The 22,264-nt window shown below is 59.8% G+C and carries 29 protein-coding genes and 1 tRNA gene; 8 read left to right on the top strand and 22 right to left on the bottom strand.

The annotated features are described in order from the left end of the window. Nucleotides 1-4: 4 nt before the first annotated feature. The 4 genes from pstB to phoR all read left to right on the top strand — a co-directional run bounded on the left by pstB (nt 5) and on the right by phoR (nt 3,688). Nucleotides 5-787: a phosphate ABC transporter ATP-binding protein PstB gene (gene pstB / locus OYT13_RS16050; RefSeq protein ID WP_017231897.1), complete on the top strand. Its 783-nt coding sequence runs from the start codon at nt 5-7 to the stop codon at nt 785-787. 20 nt (nt 788-807) lie between these two features. Then, a complete protein-coding gene (gene phoU, locus OYT13_RS16045) occupies nt 808-1,515 on the top strand; it encodes a phosphate signaling complex protein PhoU (protein ID WP_017231896.1) in 708 nt (235 codons plus the stop codon). Between the two features lie 36 nt (nt 1,516-1,551). Further along, entirely contained in the window at nt 1,552-2,253 is a 702-nt protein-coding gene (phoB, locus tag OYT13_RS16040) for a phosphate regulon transcriptional regulator PhoB (protein ID WP_017231895.1), read from the top strand. 91 nt (nt 2,254-2,344) lie between these two features. Continuing rightward, nucleotides 2,345-3,688: a phosphate regulon sensor histidine kinase PhoR gene (phoR, locus tag OYT13_RS16035; protein WP_017231894.1), complete on the top strand. Its 1,344-nt coding sequence runs from the start codon at nt 2,345-2,347 to the stop codon at nt 3,686-3,688. 64 nt (nt 3,689-3,752) lie between these two features. Here the strand turns inward: phoR and ppk1 are convergent, their stop codons facing one another. After that, nucleotides 3,753-5,873: a polyphosphate kinase 1 gene (ppk1, locus tag OYT13_RS16030; protein ID WP_268566604.1), complete on the bottom strand. Its 2,121-nt coding sequence runs from the start codon at nt 5,871-5,873 to the stop codon at nt 3,753-3,755. Nucleotides 5,874-6,025: 152 nt separating this feature from the next. Here ppk1 and ppx point away from each other — a divergent pair, with 152 nt between their 5' ends. Then, complete coding sequence (gene ppx, locus OYT13_RS16025) at nt 6,026-7,570, top strand: exopolyphosphatase (protein ID WP_261938236.1); 1,545 nt, start codon at nt 6,026-6,028, stop codon at nt 7,568-7,570. 120 nt (nt 7,571-7,690) lie between these two features. Here ppx and OYT13_RS16020 read toward each other — a convergent pair whose 3' ends face one another. Both OYT13_RS16020 and OYT13_RS16015 read right to left on the bottom strand, forming a co-directional pair. Then, nucleotides 7,691-8,518 carry a GNAT family N-acetyltransferase gene (locus OYT13_RS16020; RefSeq protein WP_026131590.1) on the bottom strand — a complete coding sequence of 276 codons (828 nt, stop codon included), beginning with the start codon at nt 8,516-8,518 and terminating at the stop codon, nt 7,691-7,693. A gap of 186 nt (nt 8,519-8,704) precedes the next feature. Continuing rightward, a complete protein-coding gene (locus tag OYT13_RS16015) occupies nt 8,705-9,181 on the bottom strand; it encodes a SixA phosphatase family protein (protein WP_026131589.1) in 477 nt (158 codons plus the stop codon). 177 nt (nt 9,182-9,358) lie between these two features. Here OYT13_RS16015 and OYT13_RS16010 point away from each other — a divergent pair. Further along, nucleotides 9,359-9,435: transfer RNA gene (locus OYT13_RS16010), tRNA-Pro, on the top strand. A 112-nt stretch (nt 9,436-9,547) separates the two neighbouring features. Here the strand turns inward: OYT13_RS16010 and OYT13_RS16005 are convergent. The 18 genes from OYT13_RS16005 to OYT13_RS15920 all read right to left on the bottom strand — a co-directional run bounded on the left by OYT13_RS16005 (nt 9,548) and on the right by OYT13_RS15920 (nt 20,939). Further along, the gene (locus OYT13_RS16005) at nt 9,548-10,612 is read right to left on the bottom strand and encodes a tyrosine-type recombinase/integrase (RefSeq protein ID WP_268566603.1); all 1,065 of its coding nucleotides are present in this window, start codon (nt 10,610-10,612) and stop codon (nt 9,548-9,550) included. Beyond that, on the bottom strand, nt 10,609-10,848 hold the full coding sequence (locus tag OYT13_RS16000; protein WP_268566602.1) for a DUF4224 domain-containing protein: 240 nt from the start codon (nt 10,846-10,848) through the stop codon (nt 10,609-10,611). Before OYT13_RS16000 ends, OYT13_RS16005 begins: the two co-directional genes overlap by 4 nt. 242 nt (nt 10,849-11,090) lie before the next feature. Next, nucleotides 11,091-12,053 carry a DNA-methyltransferase gene (locus OYT13_RS15995; RefSeq protein ID WP_268566601.1) on the bottom strand — a complete coding sequence of 321 codons (963 nt, stop codon included), beginning with the start codon at nt 12,051-12,053 and terminating at the stop codon, nt 11,091-11,093. After that, nucleotides 12,050-12,412: a hypothetical protein gene (locus tag OYT13_RS15990; RefSeq protein ID WP_268566447.1), complete on the bottom strand. Its 363-nt coding sequence runs from the start codon at nt 12,410-12,412 to the stop codon at nt 12,050-12,052. The genes OYT13_RS15995 and OYT13_RS15990 overlap by 4 nt, the downstream gene beginning before the upstream one ends. Further along, nucleotides 12,409-12,624 carry a hypothetical protein gene (locus OYT13_RS15985; protein ID WP_268566446.1) on the bottom strand — a complete coding sequence of 72 codons (216 nt, stop codon included), beginning with the start codon at nt 12,622-12,624 and terminating at the stop codon, nt 12,409-12,411. Before OYT13_RS15985 ends, OYT13_RS15990 begins: the two co-directional genes overlap by 4 nt. Further along, on the bottom strand, nt 12,621-13,166 hold the full coding sequence (locus OYT13_RS15980; protein ID WP_268566600.1) for an HNH endonuclease signature motif containing protein: 546 nt from the start codon (nt 13,164-13,166) through the stop codon (nt 12,621-12,623). Before OYT13_RS15980 ends, OYT13_RS15985 begins: the two co-directional genes overlap by 4 nt. Continuing rightward, on the bottom strand, nt 13,159-14,679 hold the full coding sequence (locus tag OYT13_RS15975; protein WP_268566599.1) for a hypothetical protein: 1,521 nt from the start codon (nt 14,677-14,679) through the stop codon (nt 13,159-13,161). Before OYT13_RS15975 ends, OYT13_RS15980 begins: the two co-directional genes overlap by 8 nt. After that, complete coding sequence (locus OYT13_RS15970; RefSeq protein WP_268566443.1) at nt 14,672-15,055, bottom strand: hypothetical protein; 384 nt, start codon at nt 15,053-15,055, stop codon at nt 14,672-14,674. The genes OYT13_RS15975 and OYT13_RS15970 overlap by 8 nt, the downstream gene beginning before the upstream one ends. A 113-nt stretch (nt 15,056-15,168) precedes the next feature. Continuing rightward, nucleotides 15,169-15,513, bottom strand: a complete 345-nt coding sequence (locus OYT13_RS15965; protein ID WP_268566598.1) for a hypothetical protein — start codon at nt 15,511-15,513, stop codon at nt 15,169-15,171. Then, nucleotides 15,510-15,839 carry a hypothetical protein gene (locus OYT13_RS15960; RefSeq protein ID WP_268566597.1) on the bottom strand — a complete coding sequence of 110 codons (330 nt, stop codon included), beginning with the start codon at nt 15,837-15,839 and terminating at the stop codon, nt 15,510-15,512. The genes OYT13_RS15965 and OYT13_RS15960 overlap by 4 nt, the downstream gene beginning before the upstream one ends. A gap of 75 nt (nt 15,840-15,914) precedes the next feature. Then, the gene (locus tag OYT13_RS15955; RefSeq protein WP_268566596.1) at nt 15,915-16,412 is read right to left on the bottom strand and encodes a siphovirus Gp157 family protein; all 498 of its coding nucleotides are present in this window, start codon (nt 16,410-16,412) and stop codon (nt 15,915-15,917) included. Further along, a complete protein-coding gene (locus tag OYT13_RS15950) occupies nt 16,412-17,053 on the bottom strand; it encodes an ERF family protein (protein WP_268566595.1) in 642 nt (213 codons plus the stop codon). The genes OYT13_RS15955 and OYT13_RS15950 overlap by 1 nt, the downstream gene beginning before the upstream one ends. Before the next feature lie 63 nt (nt 17,054-17,116). After that, a complete protein-coding gene (locus tag OYT13_RS15945) occupies nt 17,117-17,359 on the bottom strand; it encodes a hypothetical protein (RefSeq protein WP_268566594.1) in 243 nt (80 codons plus the stop codon). Then, on the bottom strand, nt 17,356-17,850 hold the full coding sequence (locus OYT13_RS15940) for an HNH endonuclease (protein WP_268566593.1): 495 nt from the start codon (nt 17,848-17,850) through the stop codon (nt 17,356-17,358). The genes OYT13_RS15945 and OYT13_RS15940 overlap by 4 nt, the downstream gene beginning before the upstream one ends. Next, nucleotides 17,847-19,121: a hypothetical protein gene (locus OYT13_RS15935; protein ID WP_268566592.1), complete on the bottom strand. Its 1,275-nt coding sequence runs from the start codon at nt 19,119-19,121 to the stop codon at nt 17,847-17,849. The genes OYT13_RS15940 and OYT13_RS15935 overlap by 4 nt, the downstream gene beginning before the upstream one ends. After that, nucleotides 19,118-19,540, bottom strand: a complete 423-nt coding sequence (locus tag OYT13_RS15930) for a hypothetical protein (protein ID WP_268566591.1) — start codon at nt 19,538-19,540, stop codon at nt 19,118-19,120. The genes OYT13_RS15935 and OYT13_RS15930 overlap by 4 nt, the downstream gene beginning before the upstream one ends. A gap of 174 nt (nt 19,541-19,714) precedes the next feature. Next, complete coding sequence (locus OYT13_RS15925; protein WP_268566590.1) at nt 19,715-20,233, bottom strand: hypothetical protein; 519 nt, start codon at nt 20,231-20,233, stop codon at nt 19,715-19,717. A gap of 25 nt (nt 20,234-20,258) precedes the next feature. Then, a complete protein-coding gene (locus tag OYT13_RS15920; RefSeq protein WP_268566589.1) occupies nt 20,259-20,939 on the bottom strand; it encodes a LexA family protein in 681 nt (226 codons plus the stop codon). Here OYT13_RS15920 and OYT13_RS15915 point away from each other — a divergent pair. After that, entirely contained in the window at nt 20,938-21,333 is a 396-nt protein-coding gene (locus OYT13_RS15915; RefSeq protein ID WP_327198098.1) for a transcriptional regulator, read from the top strand. The two genes, OYT13_RS15920 and OYT13_RS15915, sit on opposite strands and share 2 nt — an antisense overlap. 74 nt (nt 21,334-21,407) lie before the next feature. Here OYT13_RS15915 and OYT13_RS15910 read toward each other — a convergent pair whose 3' ends face one another. After that, complete coding sequence (locus OYT13_RS15910; RefSeq protein ID WP_268566588.1) at nt 21,408-21,668, bottom strand: hypothetical protein; 261 nt, start codon at nt 21,666-21,668, stop codon at nt 21,408-21,410. A 152-nt stretch (nt 21,669-21,820) separates the two neighbouring features. On the opposite strand from OYT13_RS15910, the gene OYT13_RS15905 reads away from it, so the two are divergent. After that, nucleotides 21,821-22,204 (top strand): phage regulatory CII family protein, encoded by a 384-nt coding sequence (locus OYT13_RS15905; protein ID WP_150590747.1) that lies wholly within the window; start codon nt 21,821-21,823, stop codon nt 22,202-22,204. Nucleotides 22,205-22,264 lie beyond the last annotated feature (60 nt).

Below are 22,264 nucleotides of genomic sequence, written 5' to 3'. Positions count from 1 at the left end.
GACCATGACGAATCCGACGCAAGACATCAAACTGCCCTCGAAGATTGAAGTCAATAACCTGAACTTCTTCTACGACAAATACCACGCACTCAAGAACATCAACCTGCGCATTCCCGACCGCAAGGTCACGGCCTTCATCGGCCCATCGGGCTGCGGCAAATCGACGCTGCTGCGCACGTTCAACAAGATGTACGCCCTGTACCCGGAGCAACGCGCCGAGGGCGAGATCAACATGGACGGTGAAAACCTGCTGACCTCGAAGCAGGACATTGCGCTGCTGCGCGCGAAGGTCGGCATGGTGTTCCAGAAGCCGACGCCGTTCCCGATGTCGATCTACGACAACATCTCGTTCGGTGTGCGCCTGTTCGAAAAGCTCTCGCGCTCGGAAATGGACGACCGCGTGGAGTGGGCGCTGACCAAGGCGGCGCTGTGGGGCGAAGTCAAGGACAAGCTGCAACAGTCGGGCTACGGCCTGTCCGGCGGTCAGCAACAGCGACTGTGCATTGCGCGCGGCATTGCGATCCGCCCGGAAGTGCTGCTGCTCGACGAGCCGTGCTCGGCGCTCGACCCGATCTCCACGGGCCGTATCGAAGAGCTGATCGCCGAACTCAAGGACGACTACACCGTGGTGATCGTCACGCACAACATGCAGCAGGCGGCACGTTGCTCGGACTTCACCGCCTATATGTATCTGGGCGAATTGATCGAATTCGGGGAAACGGAGAAGATCTTCATCAAGCCGGACCGTAAAGAGACCGAAGACTACATCACCGGCCGTTTCGGTTGATGCCCACGAGGAATTTCGATATGAACGACAAACACCTTTCCAGCCAGTTCGACTCGGACCTGAATCAGCTTTGCTCGCGCGTTCTTGAAATGGGCGGCCTGGTCGAATCGCAGCTCGTGACGGCCATGCGGGGGCTCAACACGTTCGACCGTGCTCTGGTCGACGAAGTGATCGCCACCGAGCAGCGCCTGAACACCATGGAAGTCGAGATCGACGAAGAGTGCAGCAAGATCATTGCCCGTCGCCAGCCGACCGCGCGCGATCTTCGCCTGCTGCTCTCGATCTCGAAGTCGATCACCAACCTCGAGCGCGCAGGCGACGAGGCCGAGAAGATCGCCAAGCGTACCCGTCACCTCCTGGAAGACGGCGCGGCGCAAACCGTGAACTTCGCCGAGATCAAACTCTCGGGCGACATGGCCGCTCAGTTGCTGCGCCGCACGCTCGACGCGTTTGCGCGTCTCGACATCGTGGCCGCGGCCGAGATCGTGCGCGACGATAAGGCCATCGACAACGAATTCCGTGGCTTCGTGCGCAAGCTGGTGACCTACATGATGGAAGATCCGCGCACCATCTCGGCGGGCCTGGAATTCCTGTTCATCGCCAAGGCGATCGAGCGCATCGGCGATCACGCGAAGAACATTGCGGAATTCATCATTTACATTGTCAAGGGCACCGACGTCCGGCACATTTCGCGCGAAGACCTGCAGCGCCAAGTGCAAGGCGAATGAACGGCCCGACATCATTGAAGGTTTGAGAGGAAACCGATGCCCAGCAGCATTCTGATCGTGGAAGACGAGCCGGCGATCTCCGAGCTGATCTCCGTTAATCTGCAACACGCGGGTCACTATCCGATTCGGGCCTACAACGCCGAGCAGGCACTCACGCTGATCAGTGACGTGCTGCCCGACCTGGTGCTGCTTGACTGGATGCTGCCAGGCAAGTCAGGCGTGACGTTCGCACGAGAGCTTCGGGCAAACGAGCGCACCAAGCACGTGCCGATCATCATGCTCACCGCCCGCAGCGAAGAGCAGGACAAGGTGATGGGCCTGGAGATCGGCGCGGACGATTACGTCACCAAGCCGTTCTCGCCGAAGGAACTGATGGCGCGGATCAAGGCCGTGCTGCGACGCCGTGCGCCGCAGTTGACCGAAGACGCGGTGAGCGTGAACGGCCTGAAGCTCGATCCGGCGACGCATCGCGTTACGAGCCATCAGTCGAGCGGCGACATCAAGGTGGATTTGGGACCGACGGAATTCCGCCTGCTGCACTTCTTCATGACGCATCCGGAGCGCGTGCACAGCCGCTCGCAATTGCTCGACCAGGTGTGGGGCGATCACGTGTTCGTGGAAGAGCGCACGGTGGACGTGCACATCAAGCGTCTGCGCGCCGCGCTCAAGCCGGCCGGCCACGATGCTATGATCGAGACCGTACGCGGCAGCGGCTACCGTTTGACGAAGTCGGCTTGAGGCATCGCGCCTCGCCTTCGGGCGAGGCCTGCCGTGCCAATGCCGCCCTTGTCCCATGGGGCGTGGGCGGCAAAACCCCTGTGCATCGTCTATGAATATCATCTGGGCCCGTGCGCTGACGCTCCTGATCCTGCAAGCCTTCATCTCGACGGCCATCGGCTGGTTCTTTGGCGCGAGCGTGGGCTATATCGCGGCCATCTTTCTGCTGGTCACACAAGTCCTCTTCAACGTCTATCACGCCCAGCGCCTCTGGCGTTTGCTTGACGCCCCAGTCTATGGTGAGGTGCCGAGTGCACTCGGGTTGTGGGGGGAAATCTATTACCGGCTGCACAAGCTGGCCAAGCGCTGGCATAACCAGGTCAAGCAGGTGGAACAACAGCACGCTCGCTTCATCCAGGCGATCCAGGCATCGCCCAACGGCGTGATCATGCTCGACGAGCACAACCAGATCGAGTGGTGCAATGCGATTGCCGAGTCGCATTTCGGTATCGACGCCAAGCGTGATCTGCGTCAGCAAATCACGCATCTCCTGCGCACACCGGCCTTTGTGCACTACCTGTCGTCGGAGCGCTACGACGAGGCGCTGCTCATGCACCACATGGGCGAGAAGCGCAACAACGTGCTGTCCATGCAGGTGTTCCCGTATGGCGACCATCGCAAGCTCATGATTTCGCTCGACGTCACCGATCTCGAACGCACCGACTCGATGCGCCGTGACTTCGTGGCCAACGTCTCGCATGAACTCAAGACGCCACTGACCGTGCTCTCCGGATTTCTGGAGACGGTCGGCGAGCTGCCGCTCTCGCCCGAGGAGATCCAGCGCTATGTCGAGATCATGCGCCAGCAGGCCTCGCGTATGCAGAACATCGTGAACGATCTGCTCACGCTGGCGAAGCTCGAAGGCAGCGGCAAGCCGCCGCCGGACGAGCGCATCGATATGGGCATGCAGATGCGCTCGCTACGCAGCGACGCCGAAGGGCTCTCGCAGGGGCAGCATGTGATCGAAGTCACGCAGGCCGACGGACTCGATTTGCGTGGTGCCGAAGGCGAGCTGCACAGTGCGTTCAGCAATCTGGTGAGCAATGCGGTGCGCTACACGCCGCCGGGCGGCAAAATCCGCATCGAGTGGGGGCCGACGGACGACGGCGGTGCCCGCTTCGCGGTGACCGACTCCGGGTTGGGGATTCCGGCGGAACATATTCCTCGGCTCACAGAACGCTTCTACCGTATCGACCGCAGCCGATCGCGCGATACGGGCGGTACCGGCCTCGGCCTCGCGATCGTCAAGCACGTGCTGACGCGCCATCAGGCCGATCTGAAGGTGACGAGCGAGGTGGGGCGCGGCAGCACGTTCGCCATTCAGTTTCCGCCCACGCGCGTGACGCAGCGCGCGCCGGTCGACGCCGCTGCGCCACGTTTGACCGTAGACGGCTAAACCTGGGCGACTTGGCGCGCACGGTACACGCGCACGGCTGACCGATGACCGATGACCGGTCAGGTCAGCCGCGCGTACCGGTCTGCACGTGCTGGGCGAGTTCCTGCATCAAAGCCATCTGGCTGTTGAACGGCCTTTTGCCCGGCTTGCGACGCACGTAGGTGCCGTCCGGACGCATCAGCCATGCGGCGGTGTTGTCACGCAGGTGCACCATCAGACCCTCGCGAATCACGCGGGCCTTCAGGCGCTTGTCTCGTACCGGAAAGGCCACCTCCACGCGACGGAAGAAGTTGCGCTCCATCCAGTCGGCGCTTGAAAGCATGACTTTCTCGTCGCCGTTCGCATAGAAGTAATAGATGCGATGGTGCTCGAGAAAGCGCCCGACGATCGAGCGCACGGTAATGTTCTCGGAAAGGCCCGGTACACCGGCGCGCAGCGAGCACACGCCGCGCACGATCAAATCGATTTTCACCCCCGCGCGCGCCGCTTTGTACAGTTCGGCAATGATCGTCGGTTCGAGCAGCGCATTCATTTTCGCGATGATGCGGGCTTTCTTGCCGGCCGCGGCCGCTTCCGTCTCGTGCCGGATGGCCTCGAGCAGATGCGTGTGCATCGTGAACGGCGATTGCCACAGGCCCTGCAACTGGGTCTGCCGGCCGATGCCTGTCAGTTGCTGGAAGACGATGTGGACGTCGGCGCACAGCGCCTCGTCGGCGGTCATCAGGCCGAAGTCCGTGTACAGACGGGCCGTGCGCGGGTGATAGTTGCCGGTGCCGAGATGGACGTAGCGTTTGAGGAACGTCTTCTTGCCCTGACGCGTGCGGCGCACGACGAGCAGCATCTTCGCGTGACACTTATGACCGACCACGCCGTAGACCACGTGAGCGCCGACCGCTTCGAGCTGTGCTGCCCAGTTGATGTTGGTCTCTTCGTCGAAGCGCGCAAGCAGCTCCACCACGACCGTGACTTCCTTGCCGTTGCGGGCCGCCTCCATCAGGGCATCCATCAGCGCGGATTCGTTGCCGGTACGGTAGATCGTTTGCTTGATGGCCACCACGTCAGGGTCGCGAGCGGCTTGCAGCAGCAGCTCCAGCACCGGCTGGAAGCTGTCATACGGGTGATGCAGCAGCAGGTCGCCCTGGTCGATGAGGTCGAATATCGCGGGCGCCGCGCTCATGCGCTTGGGCAGCGCCGGCACGAATGGCGCGAACTTGAGGTCCGGGCGGTCGACCATCTCGGGCAGCGGCATCAGGCGCACGAGGTTGACGGGGCCCTTGACGCGGTAGCAGTCCGAGTCGGTCAGGCCGCATTCCGTTTGGAGGCGTCGCACGAGGCGCGACGGCGTGCCGGCATCGACTTCGAGACGTACGGCGTCGCCGAGATGGCGGGCCGGGAGTTCGCCTTGCAGCGCGGTGCGCAGGTTGGTGATTTCGTCCTCGTCGACGAACAGATCGCTGTTGCGCGTGACGCGGAACTGATGGCAGCCTTTGGCCGTGAGTCCTGGGAACAGTTCACTGGCGAAGCGCAGCATGAGCGAGCTGAGCAGCACGAAGCTGTTCGGCAAGGGGGCGAGCCCTGGAGGCATGGGAACCAGCCGGGGCAGGGCGCGCGGGGCCTGGACGATGGCGAGTTCGGCGTCGCGTCCGAAGGCGTCTTTGCCTTCGAGTTCGACGGCGAAGTTCAGGCTCTTGTTGAGCACGCGTGGGAACGGGTGTGCGGGATCGAGCCCGATCGGCGTGAGGACCGGCACGAGTTCGCGCAGGAAGTAGTCGCGGGCCCATTCGACCTGGGCGTCGTTCCACTGGCCGGACGGGTGAAACGCGATGCCTTCGGCTTCGAGGCAGGGCAGCAGGTTATCGAACATCGCGTACTGCTTTTCCACCAGCGCTTGCGCCCGGGCGCAAACTTGCGTGTAAACTTGCTGGAACGTCATGCCGTCGGGTGTGAGCATGCCCGGATTTTCGCGCATCTGCTCCTTCAGCCCGGCGACGCGGATTTCGAAGAACTCATCCAGATTGCTACTCACGATACAGACGAAGCGAAGGCGTTCCAGCAGCGGCGTTGCGGGGTCGGCTGCCTGGGCGAGTACGCGTTCATTGAACGCCAGAATGCCCAGCTCGCGGTTGAGCAGCGGATAATTCATGGTGACCGTGCGAAAGACATGGGATTGGCGTGAATTCTTCATCCGTATTGTTACAGTTATATGACGTTCACATTTGTCAACGACGTGTCATATTCGATTTGTAGCGTATTCGTCATTTATTTGTCGAGTGCGCGTCATGCTTTTCGTGTGATACGTCCTCCACTCCGGCACCCTTCGCTCAGGCGCATCCCGACATGAGTACTCCCTCGCCCTTGTTAGCGGCCGTCGATCTCGGCTCGAACAGTTTTCGCCTGATCATCGGCCGCGTGGAGGAAACGTCCGCCGGCACGCAGATCTATCAGGTCGATGCGCTGCGCGAGCCGGTTCGGCTGGCGGCGGGCCTGAACGACGAGAAGTACCTCGATCATCCGTCGCAGCAACGCGGCTGGGACGTCCTCAAGCGCTTTGGCGAGCGGCTGCGGGGCTTTCATCCCGACAAGGTCCGCGCGGTGGCCACGAACACGCTGCGTGTCGCCAAGAACGCCGACGATTTTCTTGGTGAGGCACAGCACGCGCTCGGGTTTCCCATCGAAGTCATTGCCGGGCGGGAAGAGGCGCGCCTGATCTATGCGGGTGCCGCACACTCGGTGCCGACGTGCCAGGGTAACCGACTTGTCGTGGATATTGGGGGGGGCTCCACCGAATTCATTATCGGGCAGGATTACGAGCCGCTCATCATGGAGAGCCTGTATATCGGCTGCGTGAGTCATAGCCGGCAGTTCTTTCCCAGCGGCAACGTCGACGAATACGCAATGAAGCAGGCCGAACTGGCCGCTCGTCGCGAGATTCAGATCATTGCGGCGACTTATCGTGACGCCGCCTGGTCGCAGGCGATCGGCTCGTCGGGAACGGCACGTGCGCTGGCCGAATTGCTCGAAGCCAATGGGTTCAACGACGGCGGTTTGCACGGCCTCACGCGCGGTGGGCTCGAGCGCCTCAAGCGCGCGCTTATCAAAGCGGAGAACGCCAACCGCCTAAAGCTGGCGGGGCTCAAGCAAGATCGAATTCCGGTGCTGCCGGGCGGCCTGTCCATCATGTTGTCCGTCTTCAATGAACTCGAGGTCGAGCATATGGAGACGACCGACGCCGCGCTGCGGCTCGGCGTGATGTACGACTTGCTGGGGCGTACCCAGCATCAGGATATGCGGGCGGTGACCGTCGAACAGTTCGTGCGTCGGTATGGCGTGGACCGTGCACAGGCCGAGCGTGTAGGACGCCTGGCGATTCGGCTGTATCGCCAGTTGCCGGTCGAGGCGGTCGAGGTGCTCGAGGACGACGGCGCGGCGGGGGAACTGGACGACGGTCGCGGGGAAGGCGAGGCGTTGCTCAACTGGGCGTCGTCGTTGCACGAGATGGGATTGTCGATCTCGCACAGCGCGTACCACAAGCATTCGGCGTATATCGGCAGCAATGCGGATATGCCGGGCTTTTCGCGCCCCGATCAGGCGCGATTGGCCGAGCTGTTGCTGGGGCATGTCGGCAAGCTGGGCAAGTTGGCCTCACAGGCGCAGCAGGTCGATTGGCAACTGTTGTTCTGTCTGCGCCTGGCGGTATTGTTCTGTCGCCGCCGCACGGATGCGTTGCCGGACGCCATCGAGGTCAAACGGCTTGGCGATGGCTTCATGGTGTCGGTGGCACGCGCGTGGATCGACGCCAATCCGCTGACCGACTATAGCCTGCAGCGTGAGGCGCAGGAGTGGGAGAAGATCGGCATGCGCTACAAGGTCGTGTACGCCTGACGCATGAGGGCCAGCCCGCCTGTTGAGGGCGAGGGGGGGGCAAACGACGAAGCCCGGCATCTGCCGGGCTTTTTTGTGTCCGTTGGCGGGACGGACGACTTGGGCGGAGGCGGCAGGCGTTCAGGCCTGTTTGAGCTTGTTCAGCAGTTCCGCGCCAAGAAAATGGCGTGCGTAGCGCGGGTTGATGTCGGACAGGCGGAACAACGTGAGGAAGTCGGCGGTGTTGAAATCGGGGTCCCAGGCCGGGGCGCCGCAAATACGGGCGCCTAGGCGCAGGTATCCCTTGACCAGGGCGGGCGGCTCGACCTCCAGCGTCGATTGCAGCTCGCTCACCGGCAGCGCGATGCGCGGCACGGCGTGGTACTCGGCCGGCGCCATGGCGGTGTCCTGCAGCTTGCGATAGAGGCTGGCGGCGTAGTGGCCGCCGTCGGCCATCGGCACGCTGGCGCAACCGAGCATCGTCTCCAGGCCGTTGCGCAGCATATACTCGGCCAGACCGCTCCAGAGCGCCATGATGACGGCGCCGTTGCGGTATTCGGCATGCACGCACGAGCGGCCGGTTTCGAGCATCTTCGGGCGCAGATGGTCCAGCCGGGAGAGATCGAATTCCCCTTCGGAGTACAAACGGCCAAGGCGCTTGGCCTGACCCGGGGGCAGTACGCGGTAGGTGCCGACCACCTTGAGCGAGTCCTGATCGCGTACGATCAAGTGGTCGCAGTATTGGTCGTACTCGTCGACATCCAGGCCTGCGGGGCCCTTGACCGACGCGCCCATTTCTTCGGCAAAGACGTGGTATCTCAGGCGTTGGGCTTCCCGAAGCTCGCTTTCGTCGCGTGCCCACGCCACACCCAGATTCGGCTTGAGAGGCGTTTCAGGGCGAGGAAGACGCCTCCGCGAGTTGGGGGTCAACGAAGAGAGCGGCATGGTGGGGTTCGGCAGGTCGCGCATAAAGGCCCTTTGTTTGACGGTCGCGTTGCGACGTACTTTAAAAAGCATCAATGTCGATTCCGTGAACGGTAGGTGACAATTCTATGGCAAAACTTCCGGTGTCATGATGTCAGGGCGCGTTTTGGGCGCCTTGCGCCAGCCAATTCACGGGGGGAAGGAGAGGGAGGCGCCGCCGTCGCCTTCGGTTTAGAGCAGGTCGGGATTGACGACGGCGCGCACGACCACCTGGCTCTCGTCTTCGCGGCGGCGTGAGGAGAGCCACCAGATGCCGGCCTTCTTGATCGTCCAGTAGGCTTCCTGGCCGGTCAGCAGCAGGGCGGCGAGTTGGCCGAGGGCGGGTTGGTGGCCGACGAGCACGACCGTCTGGACATTGCCGGGCCAGCCGATCGTCCCCAGCAGCGTCATGGCGTTCGCGCCGGGGGCGAGATCGTGCACGATGCGTGGTTTGGGGGTAAGCGCCTGAGCGGTCTGGACCGCCCGCAACGCAGGGCTGGAGAGGATAAGGGCGTCTTCTGGGAGACGCGGGCGCAGCCATTGGGCGGCCTTTTCGGCCTGTTTGCGGCCACGGTCGGTGAGCTCGCGGGCCAGATCGGCCTGGGCACTGAGGGCGAGGGAGGCAGGCAGGTTTTCGGCGTCGGCGTGACGCCAGAGAATCAGGTTCATCGACACAGGTTCGGACATGGTGAACCTCCCACTATGACGAGGTTTCGTGGCGACGGCATGACCGTCGGCGAGCCGCTGCGAGACGACTATTTTGCCAGCGGTGGATGGAAAAATGCCGACGCAGCGCACATTGATTTGACGCGGTGCGCCGAACCCACTAGAATGCGTGCTCTTCGTCGGAGCGTAGCGCAGCCTGGTAGCGCATCTGATTTGGGATCAGAGGGTCGTAGGTTCGAATCCTATCGCTCCGACCAAGAAACGCAGCAATATCAAGCAGTTACGGAGCGCCCCATCGGGGCGTTTTTCGTTTGTCTAATATCCCGTCTAACTGCGTCTAATATCCAGTGGTAATACAGTGCTGGGATTTCATCCAGCTTTCGGCATATTCATTCGCACAACGCTCGTCGGTGTCAGTCGAGATTTCAGGTAGATCTCGGTCGTTTTGACGTCAGAATGTGCCGCCGCCACACGAAGCTGTTCCATCGTATAGCCGGCTCGCTCGGCATCAGTCAGCGCCTTCGCACGGATGTCCTTGACCGTGTAGACTACCTCTCGAAGCCCCGCTCTCTCGCAAGCCCTATCCCAAGCACTCCGGACTGCTGTAGCGCCGTATGGCTTGCCGCTGAGTGAGTGGATGACATGCTTGCCCTTTACCTTGCCAAAGGTCCGCGCGCGCTCTAGGACGGCATCGATTTCCGGAGTGATCGGCCAGTCCACGGCTTCCCCCGTCGAGTCTTCCGTTTTTGAGGGCTGGAAGTGAATCACCTTGGCCTCACGATCCACGTGCATCCATTGCAGATTGCGCACGTCGGTTGACCTCTGCATCGTCAGATAGCACAGATCCACGAAGCATTGCATCATCTCCCCGCTCCGCACGTCCCTGCCACCTTTCTCTTTCGCCAACGCATTTCTGATGGCGATAAAGTGACCGTCGGGAATGTAGACGTCGCGTGCCCTGGGCTTCTTCAGCTTCACTTCTCGGCATGGATTGACCGACATGTGGCGCTTGATGATGCACCACGCGAAGAAGCCTGACAGGAACGCACGCATCACCCGCTGCATGTGCAGCTTTCCATCCCAGTTCGTCGTCAGAAATTCCACCACGTAGGCTGGGTCGACCTGATCGACGTCCACATCGCGGAACGACGCTTTGACGTATTCCGCATAGTGCGGCCACGCCTTTTCCTTGTGCTTGTGTCGGTGGATGTCGACGTATTGGTCGACAAGGGCAGGGATGTTGCCGGAGCCAGTCGATGATTCAGCTTTACGCTTCTCGCAACTGAGGCGCTCAAGCATTGTGGTTTCGCCGTCGCTGACGCGGCAGAGTTTCACCCATCGGTTTGTGCCTGGTTTAAACCAATAATAGCTGCCGTGCTTCACATACACGCGACTTGGCAAGCCGTCGGGGCTCTGTCTGCGTCGTGCGTTCATGCTGCCCGCCTCACCGAGTGGAGCGCCGGACGCGCCGGCGGCGCTGACGACGCAAGCACCCCAGCCTTCTTCGCGGTGAGTGCCTCGAACGTCGCCCATGTCATGATGATATGCCCGTTCGCGCGCTTCACGACGTCGACGCCGAATTGCTGCTTGAACCACGCGGCTTGCGTCGAGCATCGTTTCTTGCCTGTGATCTGGACGAGATCGGCGTCACTGATTAATCGGCTGTCCATTTTTTACTCCCCATTGCTTCGCAGTTACCCGCAGAATCTTTTCCAGTGCTTCGGCCGTGGCCGGTGGTGCTTGCTCTATCACTCTTTCCTCAAACGCATGTTTGGTTTGGCCGGGTATTCCTTAGCTTGCCGGCAATTTGGCGCGCGTAGACTTTCCTGACCGTGACGCAATGTCGTGCCCCCGCTCCACGGATTCATGGCCCATCCATCGTGATGGGCTTTTTTTGTGGCCGAGTGGGTGGTCATGCCGTGTCCAATTGCAGGCCCGGCTGTCGCGTGCGATCGCGCTGCAGGGCGAAGTACTCGGGGTTCAGCTCGCAACCGAGATAGTGCCGGCCGAGCCGACTGGCGACCTGCGCGACGGTGCCGCTGCCCATGAACGGGTCGAATACGATGTCGCCGGGGCGGCTGCCGGCGAGCACGCACGGCTCGACGAGCGCTTCAGGGAAGGTGGCGAAGTGCGCGCCGTCGAACGACTGTGTCGGAATCGTCCAGACGCTGCGGCGGTTGCGTGTGTCGACCAGATCCTTCACGGCGGCCGAGAACGACGCGTTCTGCTTGACGCGCGGCTTGGGCTCTTTGTCGTAACCGCGACCGAAGCCGACGCCCGTTCCCGCATATCGGCCAGTCAGGTTCCTGTGGCCGCCGGCCGACGTGTCCCAGCCGCTCGGCGTCGCCTTCGGGTTCACGCCCGCGCCGCGAGCATGCGCACCGCCCGTTACCGGCTCTTGCATGGCGGCGAAGTCGTAGAAGTACTTCTCGCTCTTCGTCAGAAGGAACAGGTATTCATGGGCCTTCGTGCAGCGATCGCGCACGCTCTCGGGCATCGGATTGGGCTTGTGCCAGATGAGATCCTGACGAAGCCACCAGCCGGCATCCTGCAATGCGAATGCCAGGCGCCATGGCTGCCCGGTGACCTCCTTCTGCTTGATGCCGGCGGCGCGGTCGGGCACGTATCCGTCACCCATGTTGAGCCAGAGCGTGCCGTCGTCGGCGAGCAGATTGCGACACAGTTCGAACACCTCGACCATGTTGCCGAGGAACTCGGACAGCGTCGGCTCAAGGCCGAGCTGGCCTGCAACGCCATAATCGCGCAGGCCCCAGTAGGGCGGACTGGTGACGATGCACTGCACCTTGACGCCCTCGGCGATCAGCATGCGCATGGTGTCCCGGCAGTCGCCCAGAATGATCTCGTTCTGTCTCATGAGCGGTCCTTTGCGGTTGGCGTGAGCATGTCATCCATGAGGCGTCCGCAAAGCTCGATGACTTCGAGAATGTCTTCCGCATACGCCGCGCTCTGAATTTCCGCTACGCGTTGGGCTGCCTCGCCATAAAGATGCCCAAGCAGAGCTTGACGCGCCTGCATGTCGACCCGGTCATGATGACTGGACTTGGCGACGGTTCTAACCTCTAACATGCACTGCGTCACAAACAGGTAGACGTCATCACCACGAAACATGTGGTCAGGCGGCTGCTGAACATCGAACACCAACTTTATGGTGGGCATGACTGCATAGCGAGTTTTGGTGCGTTCAGTGCGCACCGCGTCTAGGAACTTGTTCACGATTTCCGCTCCTCATCAATACTCACCCACAAAGTGCCATCCGGGCCGCACAGGGATTCATTCATTCGAACCTCCCCGCCCCTGAGCGTTGCATCGCCAGTCACCTTATCGAGCGCTTTAGGGTGAGCGCAGAAACCGTACATACCTGTCAGGCGATCGAGCCCCCGCGGCTCGATATAGTGCTTGCAGTCCTTGCAGTAGCGAACGCTCACGATTTCCGCTCCTCCGCTGCCTGCGAGGCGCGTCCGTGGTTCGGGTGAAATCCGAAGCGAGCTTCTGCTGCTTTTCGGGCCTCTACTGCCGCCGCGAGTTCATCGAACAGTCCTAGGTGGAATGAGCGCCGTGAGTAGCCTATCTGTGCTTGCCACTTATTGACAGACCGATTCCAAGTGACGCCTATATGTCCACTCGTGTTATTAGTAGATCGCGGCTTATTCTTCATGTTCTCGCGAGAGGTGACGGCGCGCAGATTCTCAAGACGATTGTCCGTGGGGTTTCCATTGATGTGATCAATATGTTCGAATGGCGCGTCCCCATTGACGAGAATCCAGATCACGCGGTGTAGTCGCAGGTTCTTCTTGTTGATACAGATCTGCATGTAGCCATCTGACCGATTCAGCGAGCCAGCGATCTTGCCGGAGTGCAATGCGTTCCACCGTCGGAGGTTCTGGCGTGGCTTCCATCGGACGACACCGGTAGACGGGTCATAGTCGATCAGCGTGCGCAGCTCAGCCTGAGAGATAGAGTTATTCATCGCTCTTCCCCTTCGCCTTGGCGGCAATGGCGGCGCGTGCCGCATCGATGGCTTCGCGAGCAGTGGAGAATCGCGGGTAGTCGTCCGCAACGGTTCCCGTGCGATACGGGATCACAACGTACCAGCCGGAGCTAGGGGGCGGTTCGTTGTGAATCGATGCTCCGTGATGCCCCATAAATTCCAGCCGTTGTGCATCATCTTGGAGCGCGTCGTTCGCAAGATCTGCAACGTGCAATGCCTCGTTAAGCTCGATGACTTGCGTGCGCAGTCGTGCAAGCTCATCCCCGCCATCCGCCGACAGCGCGGCGCGGCCTGCTTTCCATGCGGTAAACATGTTGTGGCGGTATTTGGTAAATCCAATCTCTCCGAACCATTTATTAAATGCCATTCTTTCGTTATCGCCTACGTTCGCAGGCACGCCATATACGGCAATGATGGCGCGGGCCATATCAGCAAACGTAGAGATGTAACTTTGCGGGTGCAGCGTCACCGGGTGATCTGGCTCGGCAGCTTCCCATGCCTCGCGCAGCAGATTTCCAACCGCGTTGATGTCGCCCACCTTCGCGGGAGACGAGAGGGCGGCTTGCTGCTCCTTATGCGCCCCAAGACATGGGTCAAGCTCATCGTCTCGGCAGCTACATCCGATGCAGTAACCATACTTGTCCAGGTTCTTAGTAATGCCAGCGCCCACCTGCGGCGCATCTGCGGTACCCATCGGCATCTGCTTGATGGTGTCAGACCACTTGCCGAGGAACGACTGCGGCGCATCTGCGGCGCGCTCGGGGTGCAGGCGCTTGCGCAAGTGATCTGCTGCTTCATCCGGCGTCGTCGGCCAGTCTCTCCCATTGCACAGCCCGACCATTGCGTTGCGCCATGCGTCGCGCTCCATGATCGCGCGCAGGTGCGAATCGTCGCTATCGCGCTCGCCGCCATTCACGGGCGCACTGTAATTCTCGGCCGAAACGTTGCGAAGTTCGATATCTTTCGACCAGCCGTTTGCCACCATATCGAGATAGACGGTATGCGCATCCCAAGCAATGGGGGCGCTCACGCGTCGCCGCCACTTGTTAAACGCGTATACGTCCCACAAGCCCTGCGTGCCGCCATTCACGGGCGCGGCGTAGTCACGACAGGCCCGCGCTATTTCATTGCACGTTTCTTCGCAGCATTTGCCCGACGCGTGTTCATCGCGATACAGTTCAGCAAATCGTGCGCACCGTTCCGCAACCGGCTCAGAGGCATTCACGGGCGCGGGGTAGAGCTTGTCTCCAACTTTGATTCCAGTGGCGCGCACGATCTCAGCAATCGGCTTAGTTCCGACCCAACGCAACTCGTAATCGCTGCATACCTCGGCCACCGCCTCTTGCCCTGCGCCCGGTGCGGCTGGCGTGGGGGCGGCGGCACTGTACGCGATCTGCCACGTGTACCAATCCACGTTCAGAGCCTTGGCGCGCGCCTCATCAAAGTCTTGGCGCATCCGCACATCAAACGTCACGGTCTTGTGGTCAGGCATTGTTTTGTTCCTCGATCGGCTTGGCCATGTTGTCGTCGACCCACTTGCGCATGTGATGCCAGCGTGCGCGCGCCATCAGTTCGGGGTCGATGTTCACGCGCACGGTGATCATCCGGCGATCACAACGGCGCAGTGGGCCGCAAACTTCGACTTCGACCCAGTCCCAGGGATAGAGGGCTTCGTCGTTCTCGTAGACAATCTCGCGGGCCATCGCCGGCGCGATGTTGAATGCCTCCGCAACTGCATCCGGGTCTTCTGGGTCGAGCGGCTCCATATTCAAGCCACGGGCATGGCCCAAAACGCCCAGCGTGCAGAACTCGCCATCGGCATTTACGAGCGAGTCAGCCGCTAGCACCTTATCGGGCATCGCGTCCATCGCCATAGCCAGTTCACGCAGGGCTTGTTGCCCACGTCTTCCGCGGATTGCAGATGCCACGCGGCCACGCCACAGTCCGAAGCCTTCGCAATCGTCGCTGTATCCGCTTCTGCTCATGCTTCCACCTCATTCGGATTGACGCGCGGCACGCGGGCGTTCTCGGGCCAGTAGTCGGTCCATTCGATTTCAGCGACATGACGAGCGCCTTTAACGGTTGCGCGTATGCCAGCCACTTCTGCGGTGTGCTCGATGGGGTCGCAGAACCTGCTCCACCAGTGACCATTCCACCAACCCCACATCTGACCTTGGCAGAATGCCCCTTCGAAGGTTCGAGCGTTCCACCACCCCACATGCGGAGGCGTTCCCTTGTGCCAGGTGCGAGGCTTGAGCGTCTCCACCACAGACTTCGGCGCAGGCTCGGTATTCAGCCCTTCGGGGCGGGGGTCCATGTAGGTCATACGAACATCCCCAAAGATGAGACATCCGAGTCGTAGAAGACCCCGCATGCAACCAGCTCGGAGATTTGAGCGCTCGATATCTTGTCGGCCAGATCCTCGATATCTACGTCTAACCAGATTTGGTAATGCTCAGCCGAACAAACCATGTCTCGGCCACGTTCATCGGAATACGGGAGAATTGATTCCAGAAGCATGAACGCGTGCAAATCCTGACGGTTTGCTAGACGGTTCTCCGTTGCAATCTTTTCCCAGGTAGGGGAATTCGGATCTGCATATGACAGATTTCCAATCCGATCAAACTCTGCGATCATTTCGTCTAAAGTCATCTCACTCTCCGTATCAGTATGTAAATCCCGGCTGTTCGCCACCATTCAGCAGCACGGCCGCCGGGCGCCTCGAAATCAGCGGATTTGCAGGCTCGGATTCGACACGAGCTTTGCACCTGGAACGTCGAATCCATCTTGAATCGCCTGTTTGATCAGCGCCTTGTCGGGACGCGGTGCGGGCGGCTCGGGCTGAGTGAGATAGTCGACAGGAAGCTGCGCTTCATCCTCAATCAGTACAGCAGGAGGGCCTTTGCGCACGCTGATGCTGAAATACGGGCTGTCGATCTTCTGCACGCCGGCAATCTGAAGCTGAGTCAATAGATAACGGCGCACGCGGTCGGCGTTGTTCTCGATCACCTTCCGGCGCTTCGCCATTTCGGCTTCAGCGGCCTTGATCTGCTCGGCTAGTACTTCGAGATTTCGCGCGACCATCGCCGTGCTGATGGCCTTAGGTTCGAGTTCTCCGCCGAGACTTTCGAGCGTGTCCTTGAAAGTCGCTTCATCAAGATTCAGTTCTTCCAGTTGCTCGACGGCGGCACGATGTTCGGCAGCGAGTACATAGAGGGCAGTCATCACGCGGTCTCCATAGCGGTTTCGATTTCGGCCTTGCGCTTGTCATAGACCGTCTTGAGTTCGGGCTTCTGCTGAGCGGTAGCCGCTTTGTAGGCTGTAGCAAAAACACCTTGCAGGCTTTCGAGCGAATCACTTTCACGCAGAGCAACGACTGCATCGTCCAAGTTCAGTCTCGGCTTTGCTTCTTCGTGAACCTTCGGGGAGACGCTATGCGTTTCGCTATCAGCGTCTGGATTGCCCTCGGTCGGGATGGCGAACGTCTGGAAAGCCGCGTATTTGTATGCCGCGCTCATGGCCTTGTTGGTAGCCTTGTCGCCGCTGTCCATTGCTTCGCCATAGGTGCGCACAACACACTTGCTGCCATCCTCGGCGCTGACGAAATCGAATTCCGCTTCGACAGTCACATAGAACAGCACACCGCCCTTCGCCGTCTGACGTTCCTCACATGAACGAGAAAGCATGCGCGGCAGGATGCATAGCCCGTTCTCAGCAAGCAGCGGGGAAAGTGCGTTGTACACATCATCAATCCCCCGGAACTGATAGCCCTGCTGTTGATTGCGGCGATCCTTGCTGATCCCGGTTTCCGAGAGTGCTTTCTGCACCTTGTTGATCGCCTGATACACCTTGTTCGTTGTCGTCATGATTCTCTCCAAGCTCAAATTCTTCACGTTGGCCGACTTCGGCCCACCATTGCGGATCCATGATCAGACGCTCCGAGAAGCGATGGACTGCGCGACATGCAAAGCATCGTCAGCATCGAGGGCGCCAGCGATTCCTGCACCGAGTGCGATCACAGCGATGAAGATCAGCGCAGCAACGCCGGGGAATCGGGCGGCGAAGCGGTCGATACGCTCCATCAGCGTTGGTGCAGGCTGTCGGTAGCGAAGCGAGCATTCGTCGGATGTATGGCCTTGTCGGCCGCAGCGCACGCAGTAGTCGGGGGTCATACTTCACCTCTCTGTTCATCGCGCATACGGATCTTTTCCATTGCGCTCAGGTGCCCTGCGCGTTGATTGCAAGCGGCGTGGGCAAGCACGAGATTGCTGATGTGGTTCGGTCCGCCATGAGCCGCCGCAACAAGATGCTCTACGGTGCGATCCGTTTCGGTCGTATGGCCATTACAGTAGAAGCAGCGGTCTCCATCACGCTCAAGAAGCGTTGCAACGATAGGGCTCATCTTCCGGCGTGCAGTCCGTGCGCCTGCTGACCACGCGTGACTGAACTTGAATGCGTTCCATGCCCTGAGTGCTTCGCCGGTAAACGTTGTTCCGCCCTTAGAGTTGCCATAGATGATGGCAACGCCCTTGGCACAGTCAAATCGAACCAGTTCCCAATCGTTCGTCGGGCGCAACACCTGTGCTCCGCGTGCGATCAGAAACTCGATGAACTTCGGCCTGTCCGCCTCAACCTTTCGACGTGTCGGGTTGTCGTGGCTCATACCTGTTCACCTCGTGCTTTGGAGAGGGCGGCGCGGGCTTTTTTCACCGCCTCAGACGCGCGTAACCACCGCGCCTTGTCCCAGCCGTTTATCGTCTTATCGCTTGGCCAATCTTTGAAAATTGCAAGGTATTCGTCTGAGAGATAAACGGATTCAGCAAGCATTCCTTCCAGCGCCTCCAGCAGTTCCGCGTTGATGGCGTTAGATTGCGGCGCATCTGCGGCGCGCTGGCTTTTGAGTTCTCGAATCGCCGCCGCGCACTTGCCGTCCATGCCGCAGGTGCCGCACTTGAACGCGTCAGCGATCTGAGCGGCTTCTTCGATTGCTTGCGCGCGCTCGCCGCCATTCACGATATCAACGAGACGCTTAAACACTGCCTCATGTTCGTCCGGACTGCCGGGTTCAAGATGCCAATTGATTGCCTGAGCAGCTTTTAGCAGCAATTCCTTACTGACAAGAACGTGGTCAGGGTGAAGCTCGCCGCCATTCACGGGCACAACACAGTGATGCTGGCCGGGGTCTCCAATGGAGCCTAGAGGCTTACCGGATGCTTCCCATGCTACGCAGATGGGGCATTTCTCGGATGGCGCTGTGGGTTTTCCGCCATTCACGGGCGCGGCGTTGCGCTCATGCAGCTTCGCTTCGATCTCTCTGACGAGCGCATCAAGAGGGGACACAAAGCCCGTTCCATAGTCGCAAATTCTTTCAACGAAATCGTCTATCTCCCTCTCAGTCAGTCCGCGCCACGTCACCGGCTCAGAGGCATTCACGGGCGCGGCGTGCCGATACAGCGGCTCGATGACACCTTGTTCGGCGGCGTCAATGGCGGCATTCTCACGGCGCAGCCACACACTCTTAGGTCCGGATTGATCGGACACGAGATAGGCCACCACCTCTTGCCCTGCGCTCTGTGCGGCTGGCGTGGGGGCGCTTCCGGGGGCGGAGGGAAGCGACATCCAGTGCGTCGGCATATCGGCGCGATGTCCGCAAACCTTGCCATCAGCAATCCACGCAACATATGCCCAATCCTTGGCTTGCGTTGCGCGCATGTTGGCGCACAGGATCATCGTTCCTTGTGGCGCCGTCTCAATCGGCTGCCACTGGCTCGCATCTGCTGGCGTGGGGGCGGCGGCGAGCATGGCGGCATAAACGTCCGAAGAAATGCCGTAATTCTTCTTATTATTGCCCGCGATTAGCATGTCCCCGGTCGGCACCTTCGGCACCAGTTGCCACTGGCTCGCATCAAACGTCACGGTCTTGTGGTCACTCATACCTTCACCCCCATCTGCGCAATAGCAGCAGCGCGCTTTAGGTCTGCTTGGGAAATGTCGGCAACAGAGAACCCCACTCGCACCGAAGATTCAGCCACGCGCAGGCATTCGATTTCCGCCGTCTCGCGCCATTCGCGGCGAAGGATGGTCTCCATCACCTGTCCGAGCGCAATGGTCAGTGCGACGCCTTTTACGCCCGACCGAAACGCCGCGCAGATCACCGTCACGTCCTCCGGTTTCGCCAAGCCCCCCAGCACATCGTTGATGTCTTCGGGAAGCGCAGCACGCTCGATCAGCGATGCGCGGGCAGTGACGGCGGCGTCGAAGTCCGTCTCAATGCGATCCAGAACCTCAGCCGCTTCCGGCTGCGTCATCACGTCGAGTTGGCTGCGTAGTTGCTCTGGGATGGGTGCGTTCATAGCTTGCCTCGCGTTCCTTGTGGATGTGAGGCGTTTGCCTCGGTGTTCGTGTGAACTTGAGACAAATATAAAGCATTGCTTTTCATAAGGCAAGCAATGCTTGATGTTGTGGCCAAAAAAATATCGCCCCTCGAAAAAAAACCCGCCGGAGCGGGTCTGCGAGGTGCGGGAAAGTCAGAGAGTTTTGCTGGAAGTATCCTGCTTGCGTTGGTTTTGGATGGCTTTTGCAAGCGACTGCATCATGGCTATGGCATCAGATGCACCGGCCATTGAGAACCGGTTGACCTTGAATAAGCTATTTCCGATGCCATAAGCTATTCCTATCAGGCCCCGATTATTGGCCGCGATTGAATCAATCTGATCAGGGTCGAAAATGATGTAAGTATATAGCTTGAATTCCGTCAAAAACTGGCCGCATTGGATCGTATGTGCCGAGGATCCGGAATCGGCATTGAAAAGTGCTGGGCCCTGGCTGTTCATTTCGCAACGTGTTTTCGATCCTAGCATCCAATAGCATGTAGCTTCCGATTGAAAGCATTTCTTTCCGAATGCTTCACCGCTCGAGTTGGTCGTAATCGCATAGACATTCCCGCCGTCGTCGAAGCCCACCGTCCAATCCTGAAATTGACGGGGCGTTTGCCCAAAGCACACTGCGGAGGCGCAAAGCAATAACAGCGTTACGAACATTTTCATTTTTATCTCCTGACAGTTCCCTCAGTCACCGCGTTAGATTCCTTCGATGCTCCACCACCGTCCCAACAATGTGCATGGGCTGTCGATCACTATAGATCGTTGCGAAGTCTGGATTTAGCGGAACAAGTTCGAATACATCGTTGCCGTTTTCGTCGACGCCGCGCGGTCGGTATTTCTTGAACGTGGCTTTCTCTTCGCAATTCTTGGCGACCACGAACTGTCCCGGCTTCGGCTGTACCAGCGGATCGACAAAAATCACGTCTCCTTCCTTGAAGTCAGGGAGCATGGACTCGCCTTCAACTTCTAGGGCGAACGTGCAATCTGAGCATTCAACGGTCGCATACACATGGCGTAAAGCCCCTCCTATCGGGTAGGCGTCGACCGCTTCTGCCATAGCGCCGGCCTGCACATAGCTGATGACCGGAACACGCCGTTGGCGCAGCTCAGGCTCCGCCACGTTGGAGCGCATCGTTTCCCCGGCCAAAAGATAGTCCGATGTCACGCCGAGTTCGCGCGCGACCTCGGGAATCTTCGCCTTGTCGATCCGGCCCGTCTTCAACCAGCCGCTCACAGCTTGGGGCGTCACTCGCAACGCGCGCGCAAGATCCGCCGCCTTCTTCTCGGACGCTTTGAGAGCGGTCTTGAGCCTAGCGGCCACATCGGGCGCTGTTGGGTTCTTTGGATTAAGCATTGCTTGAATATACATGTGTGCCTTCCGCGTCATGCAATGCTTGACTTTATATAAAGCAATGCTTACCATGATTTTTATGGACCATAAAGACGAAAACCTCCCGATCCGGCGTGCATGTGACTTGCTTGGAAGCCCGAGTGCGCTCGCGGCCGTCCTCGGAGTAAGTCCGCAAATGATTTCGCAGTGGCTGAAAAACGAGCGCCCAGTCCCAATCGATCGATGCGTTGAAATCGAAATGGCGACTCAAGGTGCTGTCCGATGCGAGTCGCTGCGCCCTGACAAGGCCAAGCACTTCGCTTACCTCCGAAGCACAGACCCCCGTTTCCGAGCAAGCCCCAGCGTTCCACAAGAGGACGCAGGGGCACCGGAAAGTAGTACCGGGGGCATGACTCTTGAGGGGGTCGCCTGAGATGAGCACGCCAGAAGAAATGGATGAGGCTCGTCTCAATGCGCGGCTTTGGGTTCTCTCGCGTTTGTCACACGCTACCGGGGCATCCCCGCGTCCAGCATCCCTGAAGCAGATTCCGGGCCTTCTCGGGCCAATTCCGCAAGCGTCGCTAGATCCAGTGCGAATCGTTGCTGTTCGGCGTTTTCCGCGTCTTCGTTCATTCGGGCGGCTTTGTCTTGCAAAGACGCTGCGATGTGAAGCCTGGTATCGGCTGGCAATGAATCGCAGATGGCGTGCAGCACGGCGGCGACGAGATTGAACGGATCGTCGTTGATTGGGTATGAATTTTGAGTCACGGAGTCCTCTCGTCATGAGTTTTGAAGTTGATGGCCTGGCAGCCGATTTCGATTTTCGCATGGTCTGAGGCTCCCTCTTTTTTGTTGGTGTGGCGTCCGAAGAGACGTCTTTATTTTGGGCTTTCTCGTACCGGCAACTACAGGAAAACAACATGACGGTAATCACCACTAAGCAGATGACGCTTGATTTTCAGCCGGGTTTGGCTGAACGCCATCAGTCTTTGCTGGCCTGTGTCCGTGCTGGCGCCTACTCCCATTCCAACCCGCTGAAGACTATTGCAGCGGACATGGACATGTCGCAGTCGACGCTTTCTCGCAAGCTTGGCGGCGATCCCGATGACCCCCGCAAGTTTTCCGTGGATGACCTTGAGAAGTATCTGGTAGCCACGGGCGACCTGACGCCGGTCTATTTCCTGATCGAGAAGTATTTGCAGGACGAGAAAGCGAAGCAGGATCGAGCGCTTCAAGAGTTGGCGAAGCGTCTGCCTGACGTGCTGGCATTGATCAAGCAGGTGAGCGCAGGAGGGGCAGCTTAATGACTGCTTACATCATGAGCGCCGTCGTGTTTCTGGCCATAGCCATTCCGACGTACTTGG

This window comes from Pandoraea sp. XJJ-1 (assembly GCF_026802345.1).
GTDB classification, from domain to species: domain Bacteria; phylum Pseudomonadota; class Gammaproteobacteria; order Burkholderiales; family Burkholderiaceae; genus Pandoraea; species Pandoraea cepalis.
Note: the sequence above shows the minus strand (reverse complement) of the source record. Positions and strands in the feature narration are given on the sequence as shown.

What these genes read in the sequence shown, in the direction of transcription:
- pstB (WP_017231897.1), top strand. Translation starts at nt 5, where the DNA reads ATGACGAATCCGACGCAAGACATCAAACTGCCCTCGAAGATTGAAGTC.
- phoU (WP_017231896.1), top strand. Translation starts at nt 808, where the DNA reads ATGAACGACAAACACCTTTCCAGCCAGTTCGACTCGGACCTGAATCAG.
- phoB (WP_017231895.1), top strand. Translation starts at nt 1,552, where the DNA reads ATGCCCAGCAGCATTCTGATCGTGGAAGACGAGCCGGCGATCTCCGAG.
- phoR (WP_017231894.1), top strand. Translation starts at nt 2,345, where the DNA reads ATGAATATCATCTGGGCCCGTGCGCTGACGCTCCTGATCCTGCAAGCC.
- ppk1 (WP_268566604.1), bottom strand. Translation starts at nt 5,873, where the DNA reads ATGAAGAATTCACGCCAATCCCATGTCTTTCGCACGGTCACCATGAAT.
- ppx (WP_261938236.1), top strand. Translation starts at nt 6,026, where the DNA reads ATGAGTACTCCCTCGCCCTTGTTAGCGGCCGTCGATCTCGGCTCGAAC.
- OYT13_RS16020 (WP_026131590.1), bottom strand. Translation starts at nt 8,518, where the DNA reads ATGCGCGACCTGCCGAACCCCACCATGCCGCTCTCTTCGTTGACCCCC.
- OYT13_RS16015 (WP_026131589.1), bottom strand. Translation starts at nt 9,181, where the DNA reads ATGAACCTGATTCTCTGGCGTCACGCCGACGCCGAAAACCTGCCTGCC.
- OYT13_RS16005 (WP_268566603.1), bottom strand. Translation starts at nt 10,612, where the DNA reads ATGAACGCACGACGCAGACAGAGCCCCGACGGCTTGCCAAGTCGCGTG.
- OYT13_RS16000 (WP_268566602.1), bottom strand. Translation starts at nt 10,848, where the DNA reads ATGGACAGCCGATTAATCAGTGACGCCGATCTCGTCCAGATCACAGGC.
- OYT13_RS15995 (WP_268566601.1), bottom strand. Translation starts at nt 12,053, where the DNA reads ATGAGACAGAACGAGATCATTCTGGGCGACTGCCGGGACACCATGCGC.
- OYT13_RS15980 (WP_268566600.1), bottom strand. Translation starts at nt 13,166, where the DNA reads ATGAATAACTCTATCTCTCAGGCTGAGCTGCGCACGCTGATCGACTAT.
- OYT13_RS15975 (WP_268566599.1), bottom strand. Translation starts at nt 14,679, where the DNA reads ATGCCTGACCACAAGACCGTGACGTTTGATGTGCGGATGCGCCAAGAC.
- OYT13_RS15970 (WP_268566443.1), bottom strand. Translation starts at nt 15,055, where the DNA reads ATGGACGCGATGCCCGATAAGGTGCTAGCGGCTGACTCGCTCGTAAAT.
- OYT13_RS15965 (WP_268566598.1), bottom strand. Translation starts at nt 15,513, where the DNA reads ATGACCTACATGGACCCCCGCCCCGAAGGGCTGAATACCGAGCCTGCG.
- OYT13_RS15960 (WP_268566597.1), bottom strand. Translation starts at nt 15,839, where the DNA reads ATGACTTTAGACGAAATGATCGCAGAGTTTGATCGGATTGGAAATCTG.
- OYT13_RS15955 (WP_268566596.1), bottom strand. Translation starts at nt 16,412, where the DNA reads ATGACTGCCCTCTATGTACTCGCTGCCGAACATCGTGCCGCCGTCGAG.
- OYT13_RS15950 (WP_268566595.1), bottom strand. Translation starts at nt 17,053, where the DNA reads ATGACGACAACGAACAAGGTGTATCAGGCGATCAACAAGGTGCAGAAA.
- OYT13_RS15945 (WP_268566594.1), bottom strand. Translation starts at nt 17,359, where the DNA reads ATGACCCCCGACTACTGCGTGCGCTGCGGCCGACAAGGCCATACATCC.
- OYT13_RS15940 (WP_268566593.1), bottom strand. Translation starts at nt 17,850, where the DNA reads ATGAGCCACGACAACCCGACACGTCGAAAGGTTGAGGCGGACAGGCCG.
- OYT13_RS15935 (WP_268566592.1), bottom strand. Translation starts at nt 19,121, where the DNA reads ATGAGTGACCACAAGACCGTGACGTTTGATGCGAGCCAGTGGCAACTG.
- OYT13_RS15930 (WP_268566591.1), bottom strand. Translation starts at nt 19,540, where the DNA reads ATGAACGCACCCATCCCAGAGCAACTACGCAGCCAACTCGACGTGATG.
- OYT13_RS15925 (WP_268566590.1), bottom strand. Translation starts at nt 20,233, where the DNA reads ATGAAAATGTTCGTAACGCTGTTATTGCTTTGCGCCTCCGCAGTGTGC.
- OYT13_RS15915 (WP_327198098.1), top strand. Translation starts at nt 20,938, where the DNA reads ATGTGTGCCTTCCGCGTCATGCAATGCTTGACTTTATATAAAGCAATG.
- OYT13_RS15920 (WP_268566589.1), bottom strand. Translation starts at nt 20,939, where the DNA reads ATGTATATTCAAGCAATGCTTAATCCAAAGAACCCAACAGCGCCCGAT.
- OYT13_RS15905 (WP_150590747.1), top strand. Translation starts at nt 21,821, where the DNA reads ATGACGGTAATCACCACTAAGCAGATGACGCTTGATTTTCAGCCGGGT.